General features: G+C 38.8%; 19 protein-coding genes and 3 pseudogenes. 12 read left to right on the forward strand and 10 right to left on the reverse strand.

Annotated features, from left to right (window positions below; all coding sequences use genetic code 11):
* The coding region (locus tag NI464_RS14080; protein ID WP_253139177.1) for a thiol:disulfide interchange protein DsbA/DsbL at nucleotides 1-437 on the forward strand (437 nt) is incomplete at its 5' end.
* Between the two features lie 76 nt (nucleotides 438-513).
* Here NI464_RS14080 and NI464_RS15980 read toward each other — a convergent pair.
* Together NI464_RS15980 and dmeF are read right to left on the reverse strand one after the other, a co-directional pair.
* Nucleotides 514-615: pseudogene (locus tag NI464_RS15980) on the reverse strand (TetR family transcriptional regulator); the annotation flags it as partial.
* A gap of 128 nt (nucleotides 616-743) precedes the next feature.
* Nucleotides 744-1,682, reverse strand: a pseudogene (gene dmeF, locus NI464_RS14085) (CDF family Co(II)/Ni(II) efflux transporter DmeF); the annotation flags it as partial.
* An 80-nt stretch (nucleotides 1,683-1,762) separates the two neighbouring features.
* On the opposite strand from dmeF, the gene NI464_RS14090 reads away from it, so the two are divergent.
* Nucleotides 1,763-2,029, forward strand: coding sequence for a metal/formaldehyde-sensitive transcriptional repressor (locus NI464_RS14090; protein WP_005006352.1), 267 nt, complete (start codon nucleotides 1,763-1,765; stop codon nucleotides 2,027-2,029).
* A 44-nt stretch (nucleotides 2,030-2,073) separates the two neighbouring features.
* On the opposite strand, the gene NI464_RS15985 is transcribed toward NI464_RS14090, so the two are convergent.
* The 5 genes from NI464_RS15985 to NI464_RS14110 all read right to left on the reverse strand — a co-directional run bounded on the left by NI464_RS15985 (nucleotide 2,074) and on the right by NI464_RS14110 (nucleotide 6,970).
* On the reverse strand, nucleotides 2,074-2,199 hold the full coding sequence (locus NI464_RS15985; protein ID WP_094148905.1) for a YHYH domain-containing protein: 126 nt from the start codon (nucleotides 2,197-2,199) through the stop codon (nucleotides 2,074-2,076).
* Nucleotides 2,200-2,323: 124 nt separating this feature from the next.
* Nucleotides 2,324-4,801, reverse strand: coding sequence for a heavy metal translocating P-type ATPase (locus NI464_RS14095; protein ID WP_213687777.1), 2,478 nt, complete (start codon nucleotides 4,799-4,801; stop codon nucleotides 2,324-2,326).
* A gap of 178 nt (nucleotides 4,802-4,979) precedes the next feature.
* Nucleotides 4,980-5,174 (reverse strand): heavy-metal-associated domain-containing protein, encoded by a 195-nt coding sequence (locus NI464_RS14100; RefSeq protein ID WP_004281879.1) that lies wholly within the window; start codon nucleotides 5,172-5,174, stop codon nucleotides 4,980-4,982.
* 469 nt (nucleotides 5,175-5,643) lie between these two features.
* Complete coding sequence (locus tag NI464_RS14105) at nucleotides 5,644-6,525, reverse strand: copper resistance D family protein (RefSeq protein ID WP_253139180.1); 882 nt, start codon at nucleotides 6,523-6,525, stop codon at nucleotides 5,644-5,646.
* A gap of 64 nt (nucleotides 6,526-6,589) precedes the next feature.
* Nucleotides 6,590-6,970 (reverse strand): copper resistance CopC family protein, encoded by a 381-nt coding sequence (locus tag NI464_RS14110; RefSeq protein ID WP_004681441.1) that lies wholly within the window; start codon nucleotides 6,968-6,970, stop codon nucleotides 6,590-6,592.
* A gap of 351 nt (nucleotides 6,971-7,321) precedes the next feature.
* On the opposite strand from NI464_RS14110, the gene NI464_RS14115 reads away from it, so the two are divergent.
* From NI464_RS14115 to NI464_RS14140, 6 genes are all read left to right on the forward strand, one after another.
* Complete coding sequence (locus NI464_RS14115) at nucleotides 7,322-7,564, forward strand: DUF2789 family protein (RefSeq protein WP_004281876.1); 243 nt, start codon at nucleotides 7,322-7,324, stop codon at nucleotides 7,562-7,564.
* Nucleotides 7,565-8,155: 591 nt separating this feature from the next.
* Entirely contained in the window at nucleotides 8,156-8,587 is a 432-nt protein-coding gene (locus NI464_RS14120; protein WP_004695737.1) for a hypothetical protein, read from the forward strand.
* Nucleotides 8,588-8,613: 26 nt separating this feature from the next.
* Nucleotides 8,614-8,862 (forward strand): DUF2933 domain-containing protein, encoded by a 249-nt coding sequence (locus tag NI464_RS14125; RefSeq protein ID WP_004695740.1) that lies wholly within the window; start codon nucleotides 8,614-8,616, stop codon nucleotides 8,860-8,862.
* A gap of 20 nt (nucleotides 8,863-8,882) precedes the next feature.
* Nucleotides 8,883-9,533 (forward strand): methyltransferase family protein, encoded by a 651-nt coding sequence (locus NI464_RS14130; RefSeq protein WP_004663997.1) that lies wholly within the window; start codon nucleotides 8,883-8,885, stop codon nucleotides 9,531-9,533.
* Between the two features lie 11 nt (nucleotides 9,534-9,544).
* Complete coding sequence (locus NI464_RS14135; RefSeq protein ID WP_004663996.1) at nucleotides 9,545-11,920, forward strand: heavy metal translocating P-type ATPase; 2,376 nt, start codon at nucleotides 9,545-9,547, stop codon at nucleotides 11,918-11,920.
* Nucleotides 11,917-13,200 (forward strand): MgtC/SapB family protein, encoded by a 1,284-nt coding sequence (locus NI464_RS14140; RefSeq protein WP_213687778.1) that lies wholly within the window; start codon nucleotides 11,917-11,919, stop codon nucleotides 13,198-13,200. The genes NI464_RS14135 and NI464_RS14140 overlap by 4 nt, the downstream gene beginning before the upstream one ends.
* Before the next feature lie 38 nt (nucleotides 13,201-13,238).
* On the opposite strand, the gene NI464_RS14145 is transcribed toward NI464_RS14140, so the two are convergent.
* Nucleotides 13,239-14,639, reverse strand: coding sequence for a heavy metal sensor histidine kinase (locus NI464_RS14145; protein ID WP_005105857.1), 1,401 nt, complete (start codon nucleotides 14,637-14,639; stop codon nucleotides 13,239-13,241).
* On the reverse strand, nucleotides 14,632-15,312 hold the full coding sequence (locus NI464_RS14150) for a heavy metal response regulator transcription factor (RefSeq protein WP_004679347.1): 681 nt from the start codon (nucleotides 15,310-15,312) through the stop codon (nucleotides 14,632-14,634). Before NI464_RS14150 ends, NI464_RS14145 begins: the two co-directional genes overlap by 8 nt.
* Nucleotides 15,313-15,460: 148 nt before the next feature.
* Here NI464_RS14150 and NI464_RS14155 point away from each other — a divergent pair, with 148 nt between their 5' ends.
* The 4 genes and pseudogenes from NI464_RS14155 to NI464_RS14170 all read left to right on the forward strand — a co-directional run.
* A complete protein-coding gene (locus NI464_RS14155; RefSeq protein ID WP_004695744.1) occupies nucleotides 15,461-15,757 on the forward strand; it encodes a hypothetical protein in 297 nt (98 codons plus the stop codon).
* A gap of 89 nt (nucleotides 15,758-15,846) precedes the next feature.
* Nucleotides 15,847-17,790 carry a multicopper oxidase domain-containing protein gene (locus NI464_RS14160; protein WP_253139183.1) on the forward strand — a complete coding sequence of 648 codons (1,944 nt, stop codon included), beginning with the start codon at nucleotides 15,847-15,849 and terminating at the stop codon, nucleotides 17,788-17,790.
* A complete protein-coding gene (locus tag NI464_RS14165; protein ID WP_004733213.1) occupies nucleotides 17,777-18,697 on the forward strand; it encodes a copper resistance protein B in 921 nt (306 codons plus the stop codon). Before NI464_RS14160 ends, NI464_RS14165 begins: the two co-directional genes overlap by 14 nt.
* 112 nt (nucleotides 18,698-18,809) lie before the next feature.
* Nucleotides 18,810-19,007: pseudogene (locus NI464_RS14170) on the forward strand (hypothetical protein); the annotation flags it as partial.
* Nucleotides 19,008-19,060: 53 nt separating this feature from the next.
* Here the strand turns inward: NI464_RS14170 and NI464_RS14175 are convergent.
* Nucleotides 19,061-19,765, reverse strand: coding sequence for an IS6-like element IS1008 family transposase (locus NI464_RS14175; RefSeq protein ID WP_253139186.1), 705 nt, complete (start codon nucleotides 19,763-19,765; stop codon nucleotides 19,061-19,063).
* Nucleotides 19,766-19,997 lie beyond the last annotated feature (232 nt).

A 19,997-nucleotide genomic window follows, 5' to 3' on the forward strand; every position in this document is an offset into this window, starting at 1 on the left:
CGCTTGAACCACATATGCAGGGCTGGTTGAAAAAATTACCAAAAGATGTACGTTTTGTACGTACGCCGGCTGCAATGAATCCACTCTGGGAGCAGGCAGCGCGTGCTTATTATGTGTCTGAAGCATTGGGTGTGCGTCAAAAAGCACATTTACAATTATTCCATGATATTCATGATAAGCAACGTCCAATTTTAGAACAGGCGCAATTGGCCAAGTTCTATACCCGCTATGGTATTCCTGAAGCGAAATTTAACAGCACTTATAAATCTTTCCCGATCACTTCGAAAATTGCCCAAGCCAAAAATCTGGCTGCTCAGTATCAGTTAAGTGGTGTTCCGGCAGTGACCGTGAATGGTAAATATATTGTGCAGGGTAATGATGCCAAAGTCATTCAGGTGGTGAATTACCTGATCGAGAAAGAGCGTAAAGCCAAATAAGACGCGATTGATTATCTCTAAAAAAAACCTGCATCGAATCTGCAGGTTTTTTTATTTAAACTGGAGGAATGGTTATTTACGTCCTGACTGCCGGATCTGGTGTTTCTATCGGCGGGCGATACCAGTGTAAAATTCCTCGGAATAAGAGCTGCATCTGCAACACGCTTTGCGCTTTAAAGTAATGAATTTTCCTTTCTATTTCAACACGCAGAATTGCCGAGGCGCCCCGACGCTCTACAACAAACAAATTCTAATCTAAGATTTACATAAATAGACTGATAAAGTTTAAAAGGAATAAATATTAATTTAAACAACATGGAAATTCTTGTTAATTTCAACAGAAATATGAACAATCTCTTCATGAATTGACAAAGCTTTACGAACTACCTCTGCTGTTAAGGAGTCATTAACTGTATTTAGGGATAAAATACATGAAAATTTACTTCTACCTACTTTCCAGACATGCAGATCAGTAATCGTAATTTGGTTATCTAATTCCTCTACAACTTCCTGAATCTCCTTTACTACAGGATGTTCCATCTCTGCATCAAGCAATGTTTTACCTGTTTCTCTAATCAATCCCCAAGACCATTGTGCTACAAGCACTGCACCTACGATCCCTAGAATTGCATCTAAAAAATCCCATCCAAAATACTTCCCTGCGAAAAGTGCAATAATCGCTAATACAGAAGTTACTGCATCTGCTACTACATGAAGAAAAGCGGCTTTCTGGTTTAAGTCATGGTCATCATGAGAGTGATGATGATCGTGGTGGTGGTCATGGTCATCATGAGAGTGATGATGGTGGTGGTGACCATTTTCACGTAGTAACCAGGCACAAATAAAATTAACGATCAAGCCAACAATCGCAATTGAAATTGCCTCGTTGTAGTGAATATTCACAGGATTGAATAAACGTTCTATCGATTGAACACCCATGAATACAGCAACAACCATCAATAAAATGGCACTCGAATATCCAGCTAAGATTTCTATCTTCCATGTACCGAAACAGAATCTCTGATCACGAGCATATTTTCGAGCCATTTTATAGGCAAAATAAGCTAAGCCCAATGCCAACATATGAGAACTCATATGCCATCCATCAGCCAATAAAGCCATGGAATTAAAGAACCATCCTCCAAAAATTTCAAACACCATCATTACACCAGTGAGGATGGTTGCGATTAAAATTTTCTTTTGTGCTAAAGGATTTCCTTCGTCAAATTGATGCGAATGGTCACTTTTAACATTATTTAGATATTACATTTTATTGCACCACAATTAATACTCCCTCATAGTATATGTTCTTGAGGTTGAATAGTATGTCTCACTTAAATCAGAACAAAAAAATTTTAAATCGGATTAGACGAATTCAAGGTCAAACTAATGCCCTTGAACAGAATATTTTAAATTCTGAAAATTCTTGTATTGAGGTATTACAGCAAGTTGCAGCAATTAAAGGTGCGATAAATGGCTTAATGAATGAGTTAATAGAACTTCATCTTAGAGAACATGTACTCGGTGATACTGAGAAAATAAAGGAAAAAGAACTAAATGAATTTTTAGCTTTAGTTAAACGCTACTTATAACTTTAAAGCACAGTCTTTTAAATAAAAAACTGTGTGCGCACCTATTAATGACAGTGGTAATCACCAGTTTTACTGTTGGTATGACAACCCTGTGAGTTCGTTCCCCCAGAATGAGCATTCGCATAGGTAAATGACATGCCTATAAAGCATATTAATAAAATTCTTTTCATCTTAATCCCTCTCAAATAATTAGAATATCAACTGTATGATATTTAATAAAAGCCAACATGGCTTAGACTATTTCCAAATATATAAAGTAAAGCCAACAAAACTTTAAATGTATATAAAAAATGGTTAAATAATTGCAAGGGGGGCTTTAAAACGTTTTAATCGTAAAGCATTTCCTAGTACAAATATTGACGAGAGAGCCATTGCACCAGCAGCAAATACAGGAGAAAGTAGCAGTCCAAATTGCGGATAAAGTACACCTGCTGCAATAGGAATCAGAGCTGCATTGTAAACAAATGCCCAAAATAAATTTTCACGAATATTGGTTATAGTCGCTTTGCTTAAAGCGATAGCATTTGGCACTCCTTTCAGGTTGCCAGACATCAAAACCACATCAGCAGCTTCAATAGCTACGTCTGTACCTGTACCTATTGCTAAACCAATATCTGCTTCTGCAAGTGCAGGGGCATCATTAATGCCATCTCCAACATATGCGAGTTTACCATATTGATTTTTTAATTTTTTAACGGCCTCTATTTTACCTTCTGGTAAGACTTCTGCAATAACCTCATCAATACCTAGTTTTTTTGCAATCGCTTGAGCTGTATGACGGTTATCACCTGTAATCATGGCAACCTTTAAACCTAACTGATGTAACGCTTCAATTGCAGCAAATGTTGATTCTTTAATTGGATCTGCTACAGCAATAATGGCAGCAAGTTTCTGGTCAATCGCAACATAGAGAGGGGTTTTTCCTTCTTCTCCCAAACGATCCGAAAATTGAGAAAAAACAGTAGGATTCAAACCTAGTTTTTCCATATATCGATCTGCACCAATATGAACCAAATGCTCAGAAACCTTCGCTTCTATTCCGTAGCCGGTCACTGATTTAAAATCAGCAACAGGAGACAGGATTAATTCCTTATCTATAGCGGCTTGTACAATTGCTCGAGCAATAGGGTGCTCAGACTTTGATTCAACGGCTGCCATCAGTGAAAGTACGGTATTGTATTCAAAACCTTCTAAGACATGCAGATCGGTTAAAATTGGTTTCCCTTCAGTCAGAGTCCCTGTTTTATCAACTGCAACCACTTTAGTTTCTTTGAGCAGCTGTAAAGCTTCACCTTTACGAAATAAAACCCCCATTTCAGCACCCCGCCCAGTTCCCACCATGATTGATGTAGGCGTTGCAAGTCCCATCGCACAAGGACATGCAATAATGAGTACCGCAACTGCATTAACTAAGCTAAACGTTAGGGCTGGCTCAGGGCCGAAGATAAACCAAGTAATAAAAGTTAAAAGAGAGAGACCCATTACTACAGGTACAAACCACATGGTAATTTTATCAACCAATGCCTGAATAGGCAGCTTGGAACCCTGTGCCTGTTCAACCATTCGGATGATTTGAGAAAGCACTGATGAACTACCAACAGAGGTGGCTTTGATATTTAAGCTGCCACTTTGGTTAATTGTTCCTCCTACCACAGTAGAGCCTATCGTTTTTTCAACGGGCATAGGCTCGCCAGTAATCATGGATTCATCAATAAAACTTTGGCCGTGAATAACTTCACCATCGACAGGGATACGCTCGCCTGGTCTAATCTCTACAATCGTTCCTGTTTGAACTTCGGCAATCGGAACTTCTATCACCTGATTATTGAGCTGTATTCTGGCAACTTTAGGCTGCATTCCAACTAGATGTTGAATTGCTAAAGACGTTCGGCCTTTTGCCTTGGCTTCAAAAAATCTACCTAATAGAATTAAAGTGATAATAACCGCTGCAGCTTCATAATAAACATTGACCGTGCCTTGTGGCAGGACACTTGGAAAGAAAGTAGCAACCACTGAATAAAGATAAGCAGCCAATGTTCCTACAGCCACCAAGGAATTCATGTCTGGTGCTAAGCGGAATAAACTTGGGATGCCCTTTTTGAAGAAGCGTCGGCCTGGAAAAATTAATGCTACTGTGGTCAAGAAAAATTGCATTAACCAGCTATTTTGTTGGCCAATGTTATCCATCATAAACGTATGAAAGGCGGGAATCAGGTGTGATCCCATTTCTAAAATAAAAACGGGTAGAGTCAATAAGACTGACAAAATTAAATCTTTTTTAAGTTTTTCTAATTCAATATTTTTTTTATCTTGAAAGCTTTCCGTAGTTTGATGAACTGACTTTGCTTCAAACCCTGCTTTGGTGACAGCCTGAATTAACGAGTCACGAGTGACAGATGAGCTTGCCTGAATAGTCGCTTTTTCAGTAGCCAGATTTACATGAGCTGATTCCACACCCTCAACAGATTTTAAGGCCTTTTCTACTCGACCTACACAAGAAGCACATGACATACCCTCAATCGTAAGCTCTATTGGTTGCAGCGCTTCCACTTCGTAGCCTGCTTTTTCTACGGCTTTAATTAAAGTAGCGCGATCAAGTGGTTGATGCGCATAAATGACTGCTTTTTCGGTAGCCAGATTTACATGAGCCGATTCAACACCCTCAACAGATTTTAAAGCTTTTTCCACACGGCCTACACAAGAAGCACATGTCATCCCCTCAATCTCTAATGTTTCACTGTAGTGTGGCGTATCAGTCATTTCGGTACTCATATACGATCTCTATCATTTAGATATGCTGAGTTCTATATGCGAAGATCAGCTCGAACCAAGATTAGGGGGAATTCAGGGATTACTTTTATTTCAAGCAAGTACAGGTTTTATCTGTACGATGAGGAAAATAAGAGAGAGTAAAAGTGGTAAGGAATTCCCACTGTTACTCTAACAGAGATTAAGCAGGATCAGCTGTAAATCCACGCTCACTGAGAGTGGCAATGACTTGATCCTGACTCACCGTTGTGTTGATTTCAACAATACGGTTTTGTAAATCAATATCGAGTGAGGCATTCGAGTCGAGCTCTTTAATTGCGGTAGTAATGCCGCGTGCACAACCACCACAAGTCATATTAGCGATGTGAAATTTCATATGTTGCTCCTTTTTAACAAAACATTTGTTTAAAACATTAGAACAGTAACTCTAAACTTTCACCATACAACCAGCCTTTTTCTGAATCAGTTACTCGCTGTAACTTGGTCTGTTTACAACCTTACAGTTTTCTTCAGAGTATTCCAAAGAAGAGTGTTCTAATGACTACAGTAAAAGTACTTAACCAACATTAATGTGACTTTAAAATGACATTTTTGTCATCTACGATCACTCTGAAATTTATAAGATTAGTTATTTCAATCAATGGTAGTGAACTGAATAGATGAGACCGTTATGGGTTGAAGATAAGCTAAAAACCGGTGACTACCTTTATGTATAATGCCTCATGATGCGATTTTACTGTTCTGATTGTCGTAAGTTGACAGTCCAGTAGAAACTTTATTGCTCAGCTACAAAAGATAAATGCAGTAATGTTAAATTTCCTCAATTCCCTTATTTTGAAATTCTCTTATTCAATACCCACGACAGTGGTTATATAGCCTGTTGTTAATAGAATTGATAGACCTAATAACATCTCAAATAAAATGGCATGACTAAGGTGTTTAGCGAATTTAGGATGTTGAAGACGCGGGGTGAAATACCATTTGTTGAAGGCAGCTAAAAGTAGAATACTTATAACAAAAAACATTTTAACCATGAAACCATAGCCATATGCAGTATTGATTAAGGTATTAAAATCTTTAATTAAAAGAAGAGCTACACTAGCGCCACAGGCGATTAATATCCCAACAATGAAAGCAGCAATACGTCCAAATACATGCATGCGATCTTTTAAAGGTAAACCACTTATTTCCCGGCTGGTTTTCCATAACGGATATAAAGACCCCATCCATAACGACATAACTAGAATATGGATTGATAATAAAATTTGAGCAAGTAAGGTTAAATTAGCGACATGTCCGAGCTGGGAAAAACTAAAAATAATCGGGATAAGTAAAATACAAAATATTGAACTTTCAATTATAGAAAAATGACCTTTGTTCCTGTTAAGTTTAACCACCATGAGAAGAAGTAAAAGAGCAAAACTAATAGAACGAAGAACGTTTATATACCCCGTCGGAGTATTAACCAATATATTAATATACGTGGGGTCCACCATACCTGTAATACCAGTATTGGCAAAACTACCAATCAGAATAAAAAATCCCAAGGTACTGGAAATTAGGCCTAATCCAGCGCCAATTGTAATATATTTAAGAATCGATTCTTTTAGTTCAAGATATTGTCTAAGTAAAAAATAGCAAAAGGCTCCACCAACGACAAAAGCTACACTTAAATATAAAATAACCTTAGTTAACCAAGTGGCCCACATCCAATATTCAGAAATCATTATTTTTGTCCATTCTAGAACAACATGCCAGCACCTCACTGACATGTTGAAAGGTAATCAATTCTTATTTAGTTGATTTGATAGTGAAACTATATTCACCATTCATGTTGTGACCATCTTTCCCCATTGTTGTCCAGACAACGGTATATTTACCTTTTTTCAGTTTCGGAAGAGCGACATCAAAGGATTTCTTTAAGTCATGAGTAACTTTATATTTTAAAGGAACATCTCTTCGCTGAGCATCCAGTAACTTAATATTCATCAACATAACCTCTGCACCAAAGTTAAGGGTCAAGTTCTTTGGTTGACTAAGGATAGATGCATTTTCCGCAGGAATCGCACTCACTAAACTCACATGTGCGAACGTAGTTGTAGTAGCCACAATCATCGTTGCAGCTACTACAACATTACGTAGAGCAGTCATTTTATTTTGAAATAATTTCATTTACGTTTCCTCTTGATTCGTTAGTTCATTAGAGATGACTTTATAAAATCTATATTTAATGAGACCACATCATCTCCTCTTATATTTCAATTATTAGTGAGAGACAGAAACAGAGCGATGACTTCAAAATTACATTTTTGTCATTTTTAAAATTTAAAATCTTTAACTATTAAAATAATCTTATTGAAAAATAATGATCATTTAACAAACAAATTATGTAGGTGGTTGATTTATGAAATGTAGTAATCATTTTGTCTAAGAAAATAGTAGCTATTTAATTTTTTATATTTTAGTTTAAATATAAACATGTTATGTTTAATTTGATCTAATATAAATTTGTGGGCTAAGCACATGACTCAAACACGTCCAAGAATGACCAAATTATTTGAACAGCTTGGTTTAGCTTCTACTGAAGAAGCAATTGCAAAATTCATAGAGAGCCATCAGCTAGCTGGAGATGTTTTTTTAACACAAGCAATTTTTTGGACTGATGCTCAACGTCATTTTTTAGAAGAAAAACTACACTCTGATGGTGAATGGACGACAGTGATTGATCAATTAAATGAGTCTTTACATGAAAATTCAGTAAAATAATTTTCCGTTAGTATTAAGGATCTACATTCTTCCCTGCATTGAATACAACTCATTCATACAGTAGTACTGTTTTGGAGATGGAATCTCTATTATATAAGTAGTAGATTCCTTACTCTGAAATTTGGATTATAAACCCTAATATTAAAAATAATCTTCTTTACCTTCTATCTAATAAATATACCAATAAGTTTAATAATTAAATTATCCACCCTTTTTTCTATAAAAAACTATTTTGATCAACTGTATTTTTTCTTTAAAGGAATAACAGTGTAAATTAGTCTCTAACTAGCCTTGGAGTCATCTAATCATTTCATTTTTATTTTTTTAAGCACATAAAATCATAACAACTTTAATAGTTTTAAAAGATTAATATTAAATAAAATTTTTGTCATCTCAGCATAGACTATATATTTCGAGAAGATCTCAAAATTACATTTTTGTCATTTTTAAAAATAATTAATTAATAGTGCTAAAATTTTTAAGAGAGACAGAGAATAACCAAAAATTTCATCAGTTTAGTAGTCAAATTCCTAGACTCTGTTCAGTACTAAAACATAGCTTTTACTTCCAAATTATTTAAAGGAAAAAATTATGATGAAATTCAAAAACATTTTTTTGGGCTTATGTATCGCAGCCGCGTCATTGAATACATTTGCACAGCAATCCGATGAACACAAAGATCACCACCCTGAAAAAACAGCACCATCTGCAGTAACAATTAAGCAAACAGTTACCAGCACCACTGCTACAGATAAAATGGCTGCAATGGATCAACACATGAAGGCGATGCAAGCCATGCATGAGAAGATGATGGCTGCAAAAACCCCACAAGAACGTCAGAAACTTATGGCTGAGCACATGAAACTCATGCAAGGAGGTATGAGTATGATGAAACAGATGGGCAGCCAAAGCATGAATGCAAATATGGCTGACCGTCAGCAGATGATGGAAAAACGTATGGACATGATGCAATCCATGATGCAGATGATGATGGACTGTATGCCTCCGTCAGCAACTAAATAGTTACCCATGAATTAGGGGAAAGCACCATGAATCACCAACACCAAGAAAATAATTCAGTACCTAACTTTTGGTCTACACGTTATGCCATTGGTCTAATCGTGCTGGGTGGTATCGCAGCTTATTTTCTATTAACGGAACATTTAGCCCACGTTATCGGTGCTTTGCCTTATTTATTCCTTTTAGCGTGTCCACTGATGCATATTTTTATGCATGGTGGTCATGGGCATAACCACTCGCAGCAAAAAAAATCCGATATATCTGATAACAAAAAATAGCTCTTATCAGGAGATCCATCATGAATCATGCGGAATCGGCTTATGGTTTATGGACGCTGGTTATCATTAACTCAGCAGTTTTTATCATGTTCGCTTTCAGTTTTTTTAGACCTTCCACTGCGCGCGATTGGCGTACATTTGGGGCCTTTTCGGCTTTTATCATTGCTCTATTTGTCGAAATGTATGGTTTTCCTTTAACCATTTACCTGTTATCTGGTTGGCTTCAAACTCGCTTCCCTCAACTTGACTTACTTTCTCATAATGCAGGTCACTTGTGGTCAACGCTATTAGGTGAAAAAGGTGATCCACATTTTGGCATTTTGCATATCGCCAGTTACGTTTTCTTGGGTTATGGATTTTACCTGTTATCAACGTCATGGCACGTGCTGTACAACGCGCAACGTCAGCATTCTTTAGCGATCACAGGCCCTTATGCACGTATACGTCACCCACAATACGTGGCTTTTGTGATGATCTTGCTGGGTTTTTTATTGCAATGGCCAACTTTACTGACACTGATTATGTTTCCAATCCTACTCTTAATGTACAGCCGCTTGGCAATTAAGGAAGAGGCTGAAATGAGTAAACAGTTTGGCGCTGTCTATGACAGCTATGCTCAACAGACTCCGAGATTTATTCCAAAATTCGGCCATAAAACCACTTTTCCATAAGAGAATTATTTATGTCAGATCAAAAAAATCATAACCAGGACCATATGGCACAGGCTACAACAGACGTACTGAAAGACCCAGTCTGTGGTATGACCGTCACTGAAGAATCGAAATACCATGAGGAATTTAAGGGGAAAACTTACTTTTTTTGCAGTGATAAATGTCAATCAAAGTTTCATAGCAGCCCGGTGCAATATATCGCTAAACCCGCAACGACGACTGCCGATGCACATACACAGCATCATCAGACTGTTCAACACGTTAATGCGGCAAGCACAACAGGTACGACCATCTATACATGCCCAATGCATCCAGAAATCAGGCAAGATCATCCTGGAAACTGTCCTAAATGCGGAATGACACTGGAGCCACTCATTCCTGAATTAGAGGAAGATGAGAATCCGGAGTTACGTGATTTCCGCCGACGCTTCTGGTGGACACTGCCATTGACCATCATCGTGACTTTTTTGGCGATGTTTGGTCATCAAATGAACCTGTTCAATATGGCTGTTCAGAGCTGGATTGAACTGGTGTTGTCACTCCCAATTGTACTTTGGGCAGGTTGGCCATTTTTTTCCCGGGGTTGGCAATCGGTTGTGAATCGCAGCCCGAACATGTGGACGCTGATTGGTTTGGGCACTGGAGCTGCATTTATTTATAGTGTGGTCGCAACCATTGCACCGCAAATCTTCCCAGACTCATTTATTTCCATGGGTCGTGTCGCTGTTTACTTTGAAGCTTCAGCGGTCATCATTTCATTGACCCTACTGGGACAAATATTGGAGTTAAAAGCACGTTCGCAAACTTCTGCTGCAATTAAGTCACTCCTTGGGCTCGCTCCTAAAACAGCTCGCCGAATCCTGCCTGATGGAACTGAAGAAGATGTTCCTCTAACGCATGTCCATGTAGGAGATTTACTCAGAATTCGCCCAGGTGAAAAAGTGCCTGTGGATGGTGTAATCACTGAAGGAAGTAGTTCAGTGGATGAATCGATGCTGACAGGTGAACCTTTACCTATCACTAAACGTATCGGCGATAAAGTCATTGGAGCTACCCTGAATACCAATGGTTCATTGATCATGCGTTCAGAGAAAATTGGTTCAAGTACCATGTTATCCCAGATCGTACAGATGGTGGCGCAAGCTCAACGATCGAGAGCACCAATGCAACGTATGGCTGATCAGGTAGCAGGTTGGTTCGTCATGGCTGTAGTGACCATTGCCTTGCTTACCTTCTTTGGATGGGGACTATTCGGCCCAGAAGAATCAAGCTGGGTTTATGCATTAATCAATGCTGTGGCAGTACTCATTATTGCCTGTCCTTGTGCACTAGGCTTGGCAACTCCAATGTCTATCATGGTTGCGACGGGTCAAGGTGCTACTCATGGTGTGCTGTTTCGTGATGCAGCAGCCATTGAGAATCTACGCAAGATTGACACACTAATCATCGATAAAACAGGTACGTTAACTGAAGGACGCCCTGTATTCGATCGTGTAGTTGCCGCATCAGATTTTGACGAATCTGAAGTATTACGTTTAGCCGCCAGTCTTGATCAAGGCAGTGAACACCCGCTAGCCGAAGCGATTGTAAATGCAGCACACGAACGTGGCCTGTCTCTTGAAACACCAGATAATTTTGAATCGGGCTCAGGGATTGGTGTTCGAGGTCAAGTGGGCGATCGTCAGTTAGCTTTGGGCAACACAGCACTGATGGAGCAATTGGGTATCTCGGTACAATCTCTGATTCCGCAAGCCGAAGAGCTGCGTTCGGAAGGTGCAAGTGTGATGCATCTAGCCATCAATGGTGAATTGGCCGGTCTGCTTGCAGTATCCGATCCCATCAAAAAAAATACCCCAGAAGCACTTGCCACCCTGAAGGAAGCGGGTCTACGTATCGTGATGGCAACAGGAGATGGTCTCACCACTGCCCGTTCAGTCGCAGCACGTCTAGGCATTGATGAGGTACATGGCGAAGTCAAACCCGCAGATAAACTAGAACTTGTCAGCAAATTGCAGAAGGAAGGTCGCATCGTGGCTATGGCTGGTGATGGCATCAATGATGCACCAGCCTTGGCTAAAGCTGATGTCGGTATCGCTATGGGAACCGGGACTGATGTTGCAATGAATAGTGCCCAAGTTACGCTGGTCAAGGGAGATTTACGAGGGATTGCTGTTGCCCGTTCACTTTCGGAAGCTACTGTCGGCAACATGAAACAGAACCTCATGTTTGCTTTCCTTTACAATGCTTTGGGTATCCCTATCGCGGCTGGCGTACTATATCCATTTACCGGTTGGTTGTTGTCACCGATGATTGCCGCCTTGGCTATGAGTTTGAGTTCAGCTTCAGTCATCACGAATGCCCTTCGCCTGCGAAATAAAAAGTTATGATAGAGAGTTCTTTTCTTCCACCAGATGTACCAGGTCTTATTGCAGCACTTGCCATCGGCCTGCTCATTGGTTTAGAACGAGGATGGCACGATCGTGAATTGCCCGAGGGCAGCCGAGTAGCAGGCCTACGTACCTTCACATTGACAGGATTGCTCGGAGGAGTGCTCGGTCATTTACAACCAAACTTCGGGCCTTGGCCGCTGGTCGCGGCCGTATTAGGGCTTTCCTTATTATTAACAGTGTCCTACGCGCGTACCGCAAAACTTTCCGGTAATCTAAGCGCTACCACGACGATCGCGATGCTGTTGACATTAGTTTTAGGTGCATATGCATCCCATGGTAATGTTACTTTAGCATTAACCGCGGCTGTAATCGTCGCTGTATTTTTGGATCTCAAGCCAACCTTACACGGTTGGCTACGCTTGATAGAGCATCGTGAATTAACCGCATCCCTGCAGTTGCTGGTACTTTCTGTCGTTATATTACCCTACTTACCCAATACGGGTCTGGGACCTTTTGCTGCATTAAATCCTTACCAGTTATGGTGGGCAGTGATCCTGATTGCCGGACTCTCTCTGGCAGGTCATTTTGCCATGCGGCTTACCGGTTCACAAAGAGGCATACTCTGGACAGGTCTATTGGGTGGTTTGGCATCTTCTACAGCTGCAACTGTCGCACTGGCACGCTATACACGCCAGCACCCCGTCATGGTCAGTGCTGCTATTTCTGGAACATTGGCTGCCTGTGGCATCATGTTTTTTCGTATGGTTGTGCTGATAGGCGTCATTGAGCCAGCATTGCTAAGCACTTTTGGTGGTGCAATGATGATTGCGGGAATCCTTCTGCTGGGTATGGCATTGTGGAGACAACGCCAAATTACCAGCGCTGAAAACAACGATCGAACAATAGAAGCAATGGCTCCTTTTGATCTTGGGACAGCATTCAGCTTCGCTGCTTTCCTGGCTGTCATGGCAGTCTTGGTCCCGGCAGCAAAACAATGGTTGGGCACCAGCGGCATCTTCGTATTATCGACTATTTCTGGGCTAGCAGACGTAGATGCTATTTTAGTCTCACTTGCCCGCCTGCATAGTACTGAAGGCTTAACAACAAATGTGGCTGCTGTCGCGCTAGGGCTGGCCACACTGAGCAACATGTTAAGCAAAGCGACAATTGCATGGATGACAGGGGGGGCACAGTTTGGCCGAGCTATCATATTTGGCTACACAATTGCCATGATAGGTGCTGGCGTAGCTCTGGCTCTCAGTTTGAGCTTTATGTAAGGTCAACTCGGGTAAATGGAAGATGTTCAAAAAATGAGTTAAAATGATTCCCCTTGCATGGATTCACTTTGAAAAACAATGGTAAAAATGATTCGACCATTGAGGGATTCAGCCTGGATGGTCGCCCCAAGCATATCAAGAATAGATTTTGTTATCGCGAGCCCTAAGCCGGTTCCTTCTTCTGTTCTTTGTCTAGATGCATCTGTTCGATAAAATCGATCAAATAACCTGGATAGTTGTTCAGGAGAGATTTCAGGGCCTTCATTTTCAATTGAAAATATTGTGTTATCTAAATTCTGTTGAAGTTTTATGCGTATTGTAGAATTCTTATTTCCATATTTAACTGCATTAGATAATAGATTGCTGAGTGCTCGACGTAACATAGCAGGATCACCTTTGACATTTCCAGATCCTGTTTGTTGAAGCGTCATATTTTTTTCGGCAGCTAGCGCATCATAGAAATCAAATAAGGCTGTAACTTCTTTAACCAGGTCAATATTCTGTAAGTTCTGTAATTTTAGGCCATGTTCTGCTTTTGCCAAGAAAAGCATATCGGATACCATTCGAGCCAAACGTTCTAATTCTTCTAAATTAGAAAATAGTACTTCTTGATAGGTACTGGTATCTCGTTTACGGGCAAGACATACTTGAGTTTGAGTCATTAAGTTATTAATCGGTGTTCTAATTTCATGCGCTAAATCAGATGAAAAATCGGAAAGCCTTTCTAAAGCTGATTCTAGTCTGTCGAGCATATCATTGAAGGCAATTGCTAATGATTTTAGTTCGGTTGGTGTGTGCTCAACTTCTAAACGTTCTGAAAGATGTTGGGCAGAAATGCCTTCTGCGACCTTAGCCATTTTTTGCACGGGTCTTAAACCTCTCCAGGTTGCAAACCAGCCTAAAAACATTAAACAAATCGTACCGGCTAAACCAATGTAAAAAAGTTGACGCTTAAAATCATTTAAAAAATGTAGATGTTCAGATGTATCGATCCCCACAATAATGCGTACAGATTGTATTTCAGTATTTTTGTTTATATCCGTGTTGTAGATCATGCCACGATAGGTCTTATTCTTAATTTTCCATTTAATCCAAGGGTTATTTGCTGACTTGATTAACTGTTGAGTATTAATGATTGAAGATGCTGAACTAAATAAAATCTGACCTGCCGGTCGTTCTATTTGGACCATAAGATCATGGTGTCCAACTAAAGCATCTTTCAAATATAGATCAAGTTCTGGAGAATTTTTAGGATGCTGTTGGAGAAGATTCTGAATAAGCTGGATTTTACCTTCTAATTGGGTACGATCTTGCGTTTCAAAATGATGCATCACTAATTTATGGATGAAAAACCCCATCATAATGAGAATGCATATAGTCGATAATGAGAAAATAATACCAATACGAAAACTGATAGATTTGAATAATTTATTATTCATCTTCTACCTCTAATACATACCCCATTCCTCTAATATTTTGAATTAACTTAGGGGTAAAATTACTATCTACTTTATTTCTTAATCGTTTAATAGCGACTTCAACTACATTTGTATCACTATCAAAGTTCATATCCCAAATTTGAGATGCAATAAGTGCTCTTGGTAGAATTTCACCTCTTCTACGCATAAAAAGCTCCATAAGAGCAAATTCTTTAGCCGTTAAATCAATGCGTTGACCTGCTCGTGTTACCCGACGTTTTCTCAAATCAAGTTCTAAATCAGCAATCTTAATAATATTATTATCTTCTCTTTGTTGCCCTCGTCTAAGGAGCGTTTTTATTCGAGCTAGAAGCTCTGCAAAAGCAAAAGGCTTAACTAAATAATCATCAGCGCCTAGCTCTAATCCTTTTACTCGATCTTCTATCTGATCTCGGGCGGTAAGAAAAAGAATGGGCATTGTTTTACCGCTGCTACGAATATCATTGATAATATTCCAACCATTTAGTCCAGGTAACATCACGTCTAAAATAATTAAGTCATACTCTTCAGAAAGAGCTTGATGTTTACCCGTTAACCCATCTGTAACCCAGTCCGTAATATAGCCAGCTTCGGATAAACCTTGCTTGAGATAATCACCAGTTTTTTGTTCATCTTCAACTAATAGTATTCTCATTTCCGAATCCTAAGTCATTCATTAAAACTATAATAACGTTATAAAACATCTGATCGAGATAGATTACAAAAATGTCATTTTCAAGTCACTTAGATGTTCAGTGCTTCACTTTATTGTAGTAGCAAGAAATTAACTTTTAGAGAAACTTATGAAAACTGTAGTGCGTCGTAGTCTAACAATTTTAATGTGTGCTGGAACTTTAATTGCTGGTACTCAATCTTGGGCAAAAGATGTATCAACCTCAAGTGCCACTAAAACGGTAAAAGCACAGAAACCTTGTACAAAACCTTGTAAAATGGAAAAAGATGACAAGACTCAGCAAGATCATAGTCAACATCAGTCTCCTAACTCATCTGACATGTCAAAAATGGATCATTCTATGATGAATATGGACCATTCTAAAATGGATCATTCAAAGATGAATATGCCTAGTAGCAATAAATAATTTTATAAATAGCGAGAAAGAAGTATTAAAGTTTATACTAAATATTTGCTTTATTACTTCAATCTTGACCTTTCTAAAGGTGAGATAGAATGTCAAATAAGTTAAGTCATGTACTCTTAATTGGAGTTGGTTTATTTTCATCAACTTGGGTAATGGCGGCAGTTAAAGAATATGATTTAACAATCGCTGAACAAACTGTAAATATCACAGGAAAACCGCTAAAGAGAATTACCGTTAATGGTAAATTCGTTGCACCACTTCTTGAATTTGAAGAAGGTGATGAGGCCGTTATCCGTGTTCACAATAAGTTAAAAAATCAGGACTCTTCAATCCATTGGCATGGCTTATTATTACCTGGAATTATGGATGGTGTACCTGGATTTAACAAATTTAATGGCATTGCCCCTAATAAAACTTATGAATATAAGTTTAAAGTCCGCCAAAATGGTACTTATTGGTATCATTCACATAGTAAAGGACAAGAACAAGACGGTTTATATGGTGCTTTTGTTATTTATCCTAAAGATAAAACTCCACTAACAGCTGCTGAAAAAACCGATAAAGATTACGTTGTTTTGCTTTCTGATTTTCATAATTCAACAAGTGATCAAATTATGAAAAATCTTAAAAAAGAAGCAGATTACTATCAGAACCGTCGCGAAACAGTATTCGATGTATTAAAACAAGTTAAACGTGATGGATTAAAGGCAACTTGGCAAGACCGCTCTATGTGGAATCAGATGCGGATGTTGAAAACAGATATGTCCGATGTGACTGGTTATACATTTTTAATGAATGGCAAAACACCTCAGCAAAACTGGACCGGTAACTTCAAAGCTGGTGAAAAAGTTCGCCTTCGTTTTATTAATGCTTCCGCTATGTCATTCTTTGATGTACGCATTCCAAACCTAAAAATGACTGTAGTCAGTGCTGATGGTCAACCTGTAAAGCCCGTTCCTGTAGATGAGTTCCGTATTGGTACTGCTGAAACCTATGATGTCATTGTGGAACCAAAACAAGCACATTACCAAATTGAAGCTGAATCTATTGATCGTACCGGTTTTTCAGTGGGAACATTACATGAAGAAAGCAGCCCAGCAGTCAAACAAATTGAGATGCCTAAATCTCGCCCTCGTGCTTTATTAACTATGGAAGATATGGGGATGAGCCATGACATGTCATCTATGAAAGATATGAATCACGATATGTCTTCTATGAAAGGCATGAATCACGATATGTCTTCTATGAAAGGTATGGATCATGATATGTCTTCTATGAAAGGCATGAATCACGATATGTCTTCTATGAAAGGTATGGATCATGATATGTCTTCAATGAAAGATATGAATCATGATATGTCTTCTATGAAAGGCATGAATCACGATATGTCTTCTATGAAAGGTATGGATCATGATATGTCTTCTATGAAAGGTATGGATCATGATATGCCGATGAATAGCGCTACTGTTAAGGCGGCTTCAGACAAGAATGATAATACCGTATTTGGATGGGCAAATGCTTCAACACCTGAAGGTAATAAAGCATTGCAATATAGTGATTTGCAATCGTTAGATCCTCAAAAAGACACTCGTGCAGCTGAACGTGAAATAGAGATCCGTCTTGGTGGAAACATGGAGCGTTATATTTGGACAATAAATGGTAAAAAATTTAATGAAGCCGACCCACTAGTGGTGAAGTATGGTGAACGTATTCGCTTAAAATTTGTCAATGACAGTATGATGGCTCACCCAATGCACTTACATGGCATGTTTATGCAGCTTGAGAATGGTCAGGATCCAAGCAATATGCCAAACAAACATACGGTAATTGTTCCACCTGGGAAAACGATAACCACTCTACTCACAGCTGATGAGTTAGGTGAGTGGGCTATTCATTGTCACCTGCTTTACCATATGAGTGCAGGAATGATGAATAAACTCATTGTAGCTCAAGTGGAAGATGGTAATTCTACAAAGACTGTTCCTCAGTCCCAAGTAAATGAGAAGGGAGTAAATCCACATGCAAATCACTAAGAATTTCTTCTCAAAAACAGTCTTATCAATTGCATTAATAAGTATATCAAACTTAACTTTTGCTAATAGCAGCACTTCGGAACAAGAAAGTAATATTACAAATGGTATGAGAGTCTTATTACAGGAGTCTGGTGGCTTAAGATATAGCCCCCAAGAATTGTATCCAGAATATTATTCAATGGAAAATGCAAATGGGGGAGATAATATTATTTTGACTGCAAGAAAGACATCAGACGGATCTCACGATGATCATCTTAAAGAACATGGCGGACAAATTTATCAAGTAACAAGACTTGAAAATGCATGGATGGTTGATGAAGACGGTAAGGGCAACCTAGGAACAAAGCTTGAAACTTTGATTGGAACAGATGAAAATCGTCTATTTATTGAAGCCAATTCGGAAAAGTCAGAAAGTAATGATCCAAAATATGCTGTATCAGCACTTTATAGCCGTAACGTAGCCCCATTTTGGGATATACAAGCTGGTGTAAGATATAGCGAAGATAAAAATAGCAGCAACAGTGATCGAGTTGATGGTGTTATTGGTGTATTAGGATTAGCTCCTTATTTCTTTGAAACACAAGCATATCTTTATGGCGGTGAGAATAATTTTTGGGGAGCAAGTTTTGAATTAGAACGTGATTTGCTTTTAACTCAGAAACTTATTACTCAACCTTATATCGAAGCAGATGTAATATTTAGCGATGATTCTAACTATGCTGCAAAATCAGGTTTATCAGAACTTAAAACTGGTATCAAAACCCGATATGAGATTACTAAGCGAATTAAACCTTTCATTGATGTTGCTTACCAATATGAAAAAGGACAGAAAGCCACTTCTATGCAAGAGGCAACAGAGTCTGAAAAGGGATGGAAATATGGTGCAGGTATCGAATTAGTTTTTTAAAATAATATGACTTGGAATCATGAATGGTAGCTTCGGCTACTATTCATGAAATTGTTGTCATTTCCTTTCGAATCTGTAAAACTAAAAAAGCTTAAATTTTGGTCTTATCTCTATGCAGTGGTTAAAAACATGCCTATCGCTGTTTTTATCGTTTGCTATCCTTTTAGTAGGATCGGCTGCTGCTGCTTCGTCTGTACATAAGCGGTGTTTAATGCCATCTGAACAGATGAAATCCATGCAAATGGAAGCATCTCAAAACCAGGATATGATGCATACCGACTGTATGAAAGTTGAAGCAAAGGTCAAAAAAAGGCACTGTTGCAAATAGAGATTTGAGTCGATGAAGTTCCTTTTTAAAAGTGCTTAGAGACCGAAAACCCTGTTGATTAGACACACTTCACCTTGAGGCTGACCATAATAAAATGACGATGCTTGTCCTTTACGTAGTGCACGCATGACTTCAATACCTTTAATTGTGGCATAAGCCGTCTTCATAGATTTGAATCCTAATGTGGCCCTGATGATCCGCTTTAACTTACCATGATCACATTCAATGACATTATTTTTATACTTAATCTGCCTGTGCTCAATATCTACTGGACATTTTCCTTCTCGCTTTAACCGTGATAAAGCATGGCCATAGGTCGCTGCTTTATCTGTATTGATGACCCGTGGAATTTGCCATTTTTTCACCGTACTGAAGATCTTTCCTAAAAAACAATAAGCTGATTTACTGTTCCGTCTAGCGGAAAGGTAAAAGTCAATCGTATGACCATGTTGATCAACTGCACGATACAGGTAAGTCCATCGCCCCTTCACTTTGATATAAGTCTCATCCATATGCCATGAATGTAAATCTGTAGGATTACGCCAATACCAGCGTAAGCGTTTTTCCATTTCTGGAGCATAACGCTGAACCCAACGATAAATTGTGGTGTGGTCAACATTCACACCTCGTTCAGCGAGCATTTCTTGAAGTTCACGATAGCTGATGCCATATTTACAATACCAACGAACAGCCCAAAGAATGATTTCACCTTGAAAGTGCCGACCATGGAAGGGATTCATCTGCTGTATCTCGAAATAAATAAGATATTTAGCTTATCATGTCAGCCTATTTGCAACAGTGCCGTGCAGGCTTAGCTAGAAAAACTATAACACTCTAAGAAAGTATGGGTTTTTATGTACAAGGCAATTTCATGAGAAGCCAGATGATAAAATTCGAGGCTCCCCAATTTTGTAAATCAAATATATGCAAAATAATGTGAGTAAGCCGGCAGTACCAGCATTAACACTGGCT

Origin of the sequence: Acinetobacter lwoffii (assembly GCF_024129685.1) — a bacterium.
GTDB classification, from domain to species: domain Bacteria; phylum Pseudomonadota; class Gammaproteobacteria; order Pseudomonadales; family Moraxellaceae; genus Acinetobacter; species Acinetobacter lwoffii_X.

What these genes read in the sequence shown, in the direction of transcription:
- NI464_RS14135 (WP_004663996.1), top strand. Translation starts at nt 9,545, where the DNA reads ATGTCAGATCAAAAAAATCATAACCAGGACCATATGGCACAGGCTACA.
- NI464_RS14165 (WP_004733213.1), top strand. Translation starts at nt 17,777, where the DNA reads ATGCAAATCACTAAGAATTTCTTCTCAAAAACAGTCTTATCAATTGCA.
- NI464_RS14175 (WP_253139186.1), bottom strand. Translation starts at nt 19,765, where the DNA reads ATGAATCCCTTCCATGGTCGGCACTTTCAAGGTGAAATCATTCTTTGG.
- NI464_RS14145 (WP_005105857.1), bottom strand. Translation starts at nt 14,639, where the DNA reads ATGAATAATAAATTATTCAAATCTATCAGTTTTCGTATTGGTATTATT.
- NI464_RS14140 (WP_213687778.1), top strand. Translation starts at nt 11,917, where the DNA reads ATGATAGAGAGTTCTTTTCTTCCACCAGATGTACCAGGTCTTATTGCA.
- NI464_RS14130 (WP_004663997.1), top strand. Translation starts at nt 8,883, where the DNA reads ATGAATCATGCGGAATCGGCTTATGGTTTATGGACGCTGGTTATCATT.
- NI464_RS14105 (WP_253139180.1), bottom strand. Translation starts at nt 6,525, where the DNA reads ATGATTTCTGAATATTGGATGTGGGCCACTTGGTTAACTAAGGTTATT.
- NI464_RS14115 (WP_004281876.1), top strand. Translation starts at nt 7,322, where the DNA reads ATGACTCAAACACGTCCAAGAATGACCAAATTATTTGAACAGCTTGGT.
- NI464_RS14090 (WP_005006352.1), top strand. Translation starts at nt 1,763, where the DNA reads ATGTCTCACTTAAATCAGAACAAAAAAATTTTAAATCGGATTAGACGA.
- NI464_RS14110 (WP_004681441.1), bottom strand. Translation starts at nt 6,970, where the DNA reads ATGAAATTATTTCAAAATAAAATGACTGCTCTACGTAATGTTGTAGTA.
- NI464_RS14160 (WP_253139183.1), top strand. Translation starts at nt 15,847, where the DNA reads ATGTCAAATAAGTTAAGTCATGTACTCTTAATTGGAGTTGGTTTATTT.
- NI464_RS14125 (WP_004695740.1), top strand. Translation starts at nt 8,614, where the DNA reads ATGAATCACCAACACCAAGAAAATAATTCAGTACCTAACTTTTGGTCT.
- NI464_RS14095 (WP_213687777.1), bottom strand. Translation starts at nt 4,801, where the DNA reads ATGAGTACCGAAATGACTGATACGCCACACTACAGTGAAACATTAGAG.
- NI464_RS15985 (WP_094148905.1), bottom strand. Translation starts at nt 2,199, where the DNA reads ATGAAAAGAATTTTATTAATATGCTTTATAGGCATGTCATTTACCTAT.
- NI464_RS14100 (WP_004281879.1), bottom strand. Translation starts at nt 5,174, where the DNA reads ATGAAATTTCACATCGCTAATATGACTTGTGGTGGTTGTGCACGCGGC.
- NI464_RS14155 (WP_004695744.1), top strand. Translation starts at nt 15,461, where the DNA reads ATGAAAACTGTAGTGCGTCGTAGTCTAACAATTTTAATGTGTGCTGGA.
- NI464_RS14150 (WP_004679347.1), bottom strand. Translation starts at nt 15,312, where the DNA reads ATGAGAATACTATTAGTTGAAGATGAACAAAAAACTGGTGATTATCTC.
- NI464_RS14120 (WP_004695737.1), top strand. Translation starts at nt 8,156, where the DNA reads ATGATGAAATTCAAAAACATTTTTTTGGGCTTATGTATCGCAGCCGCG.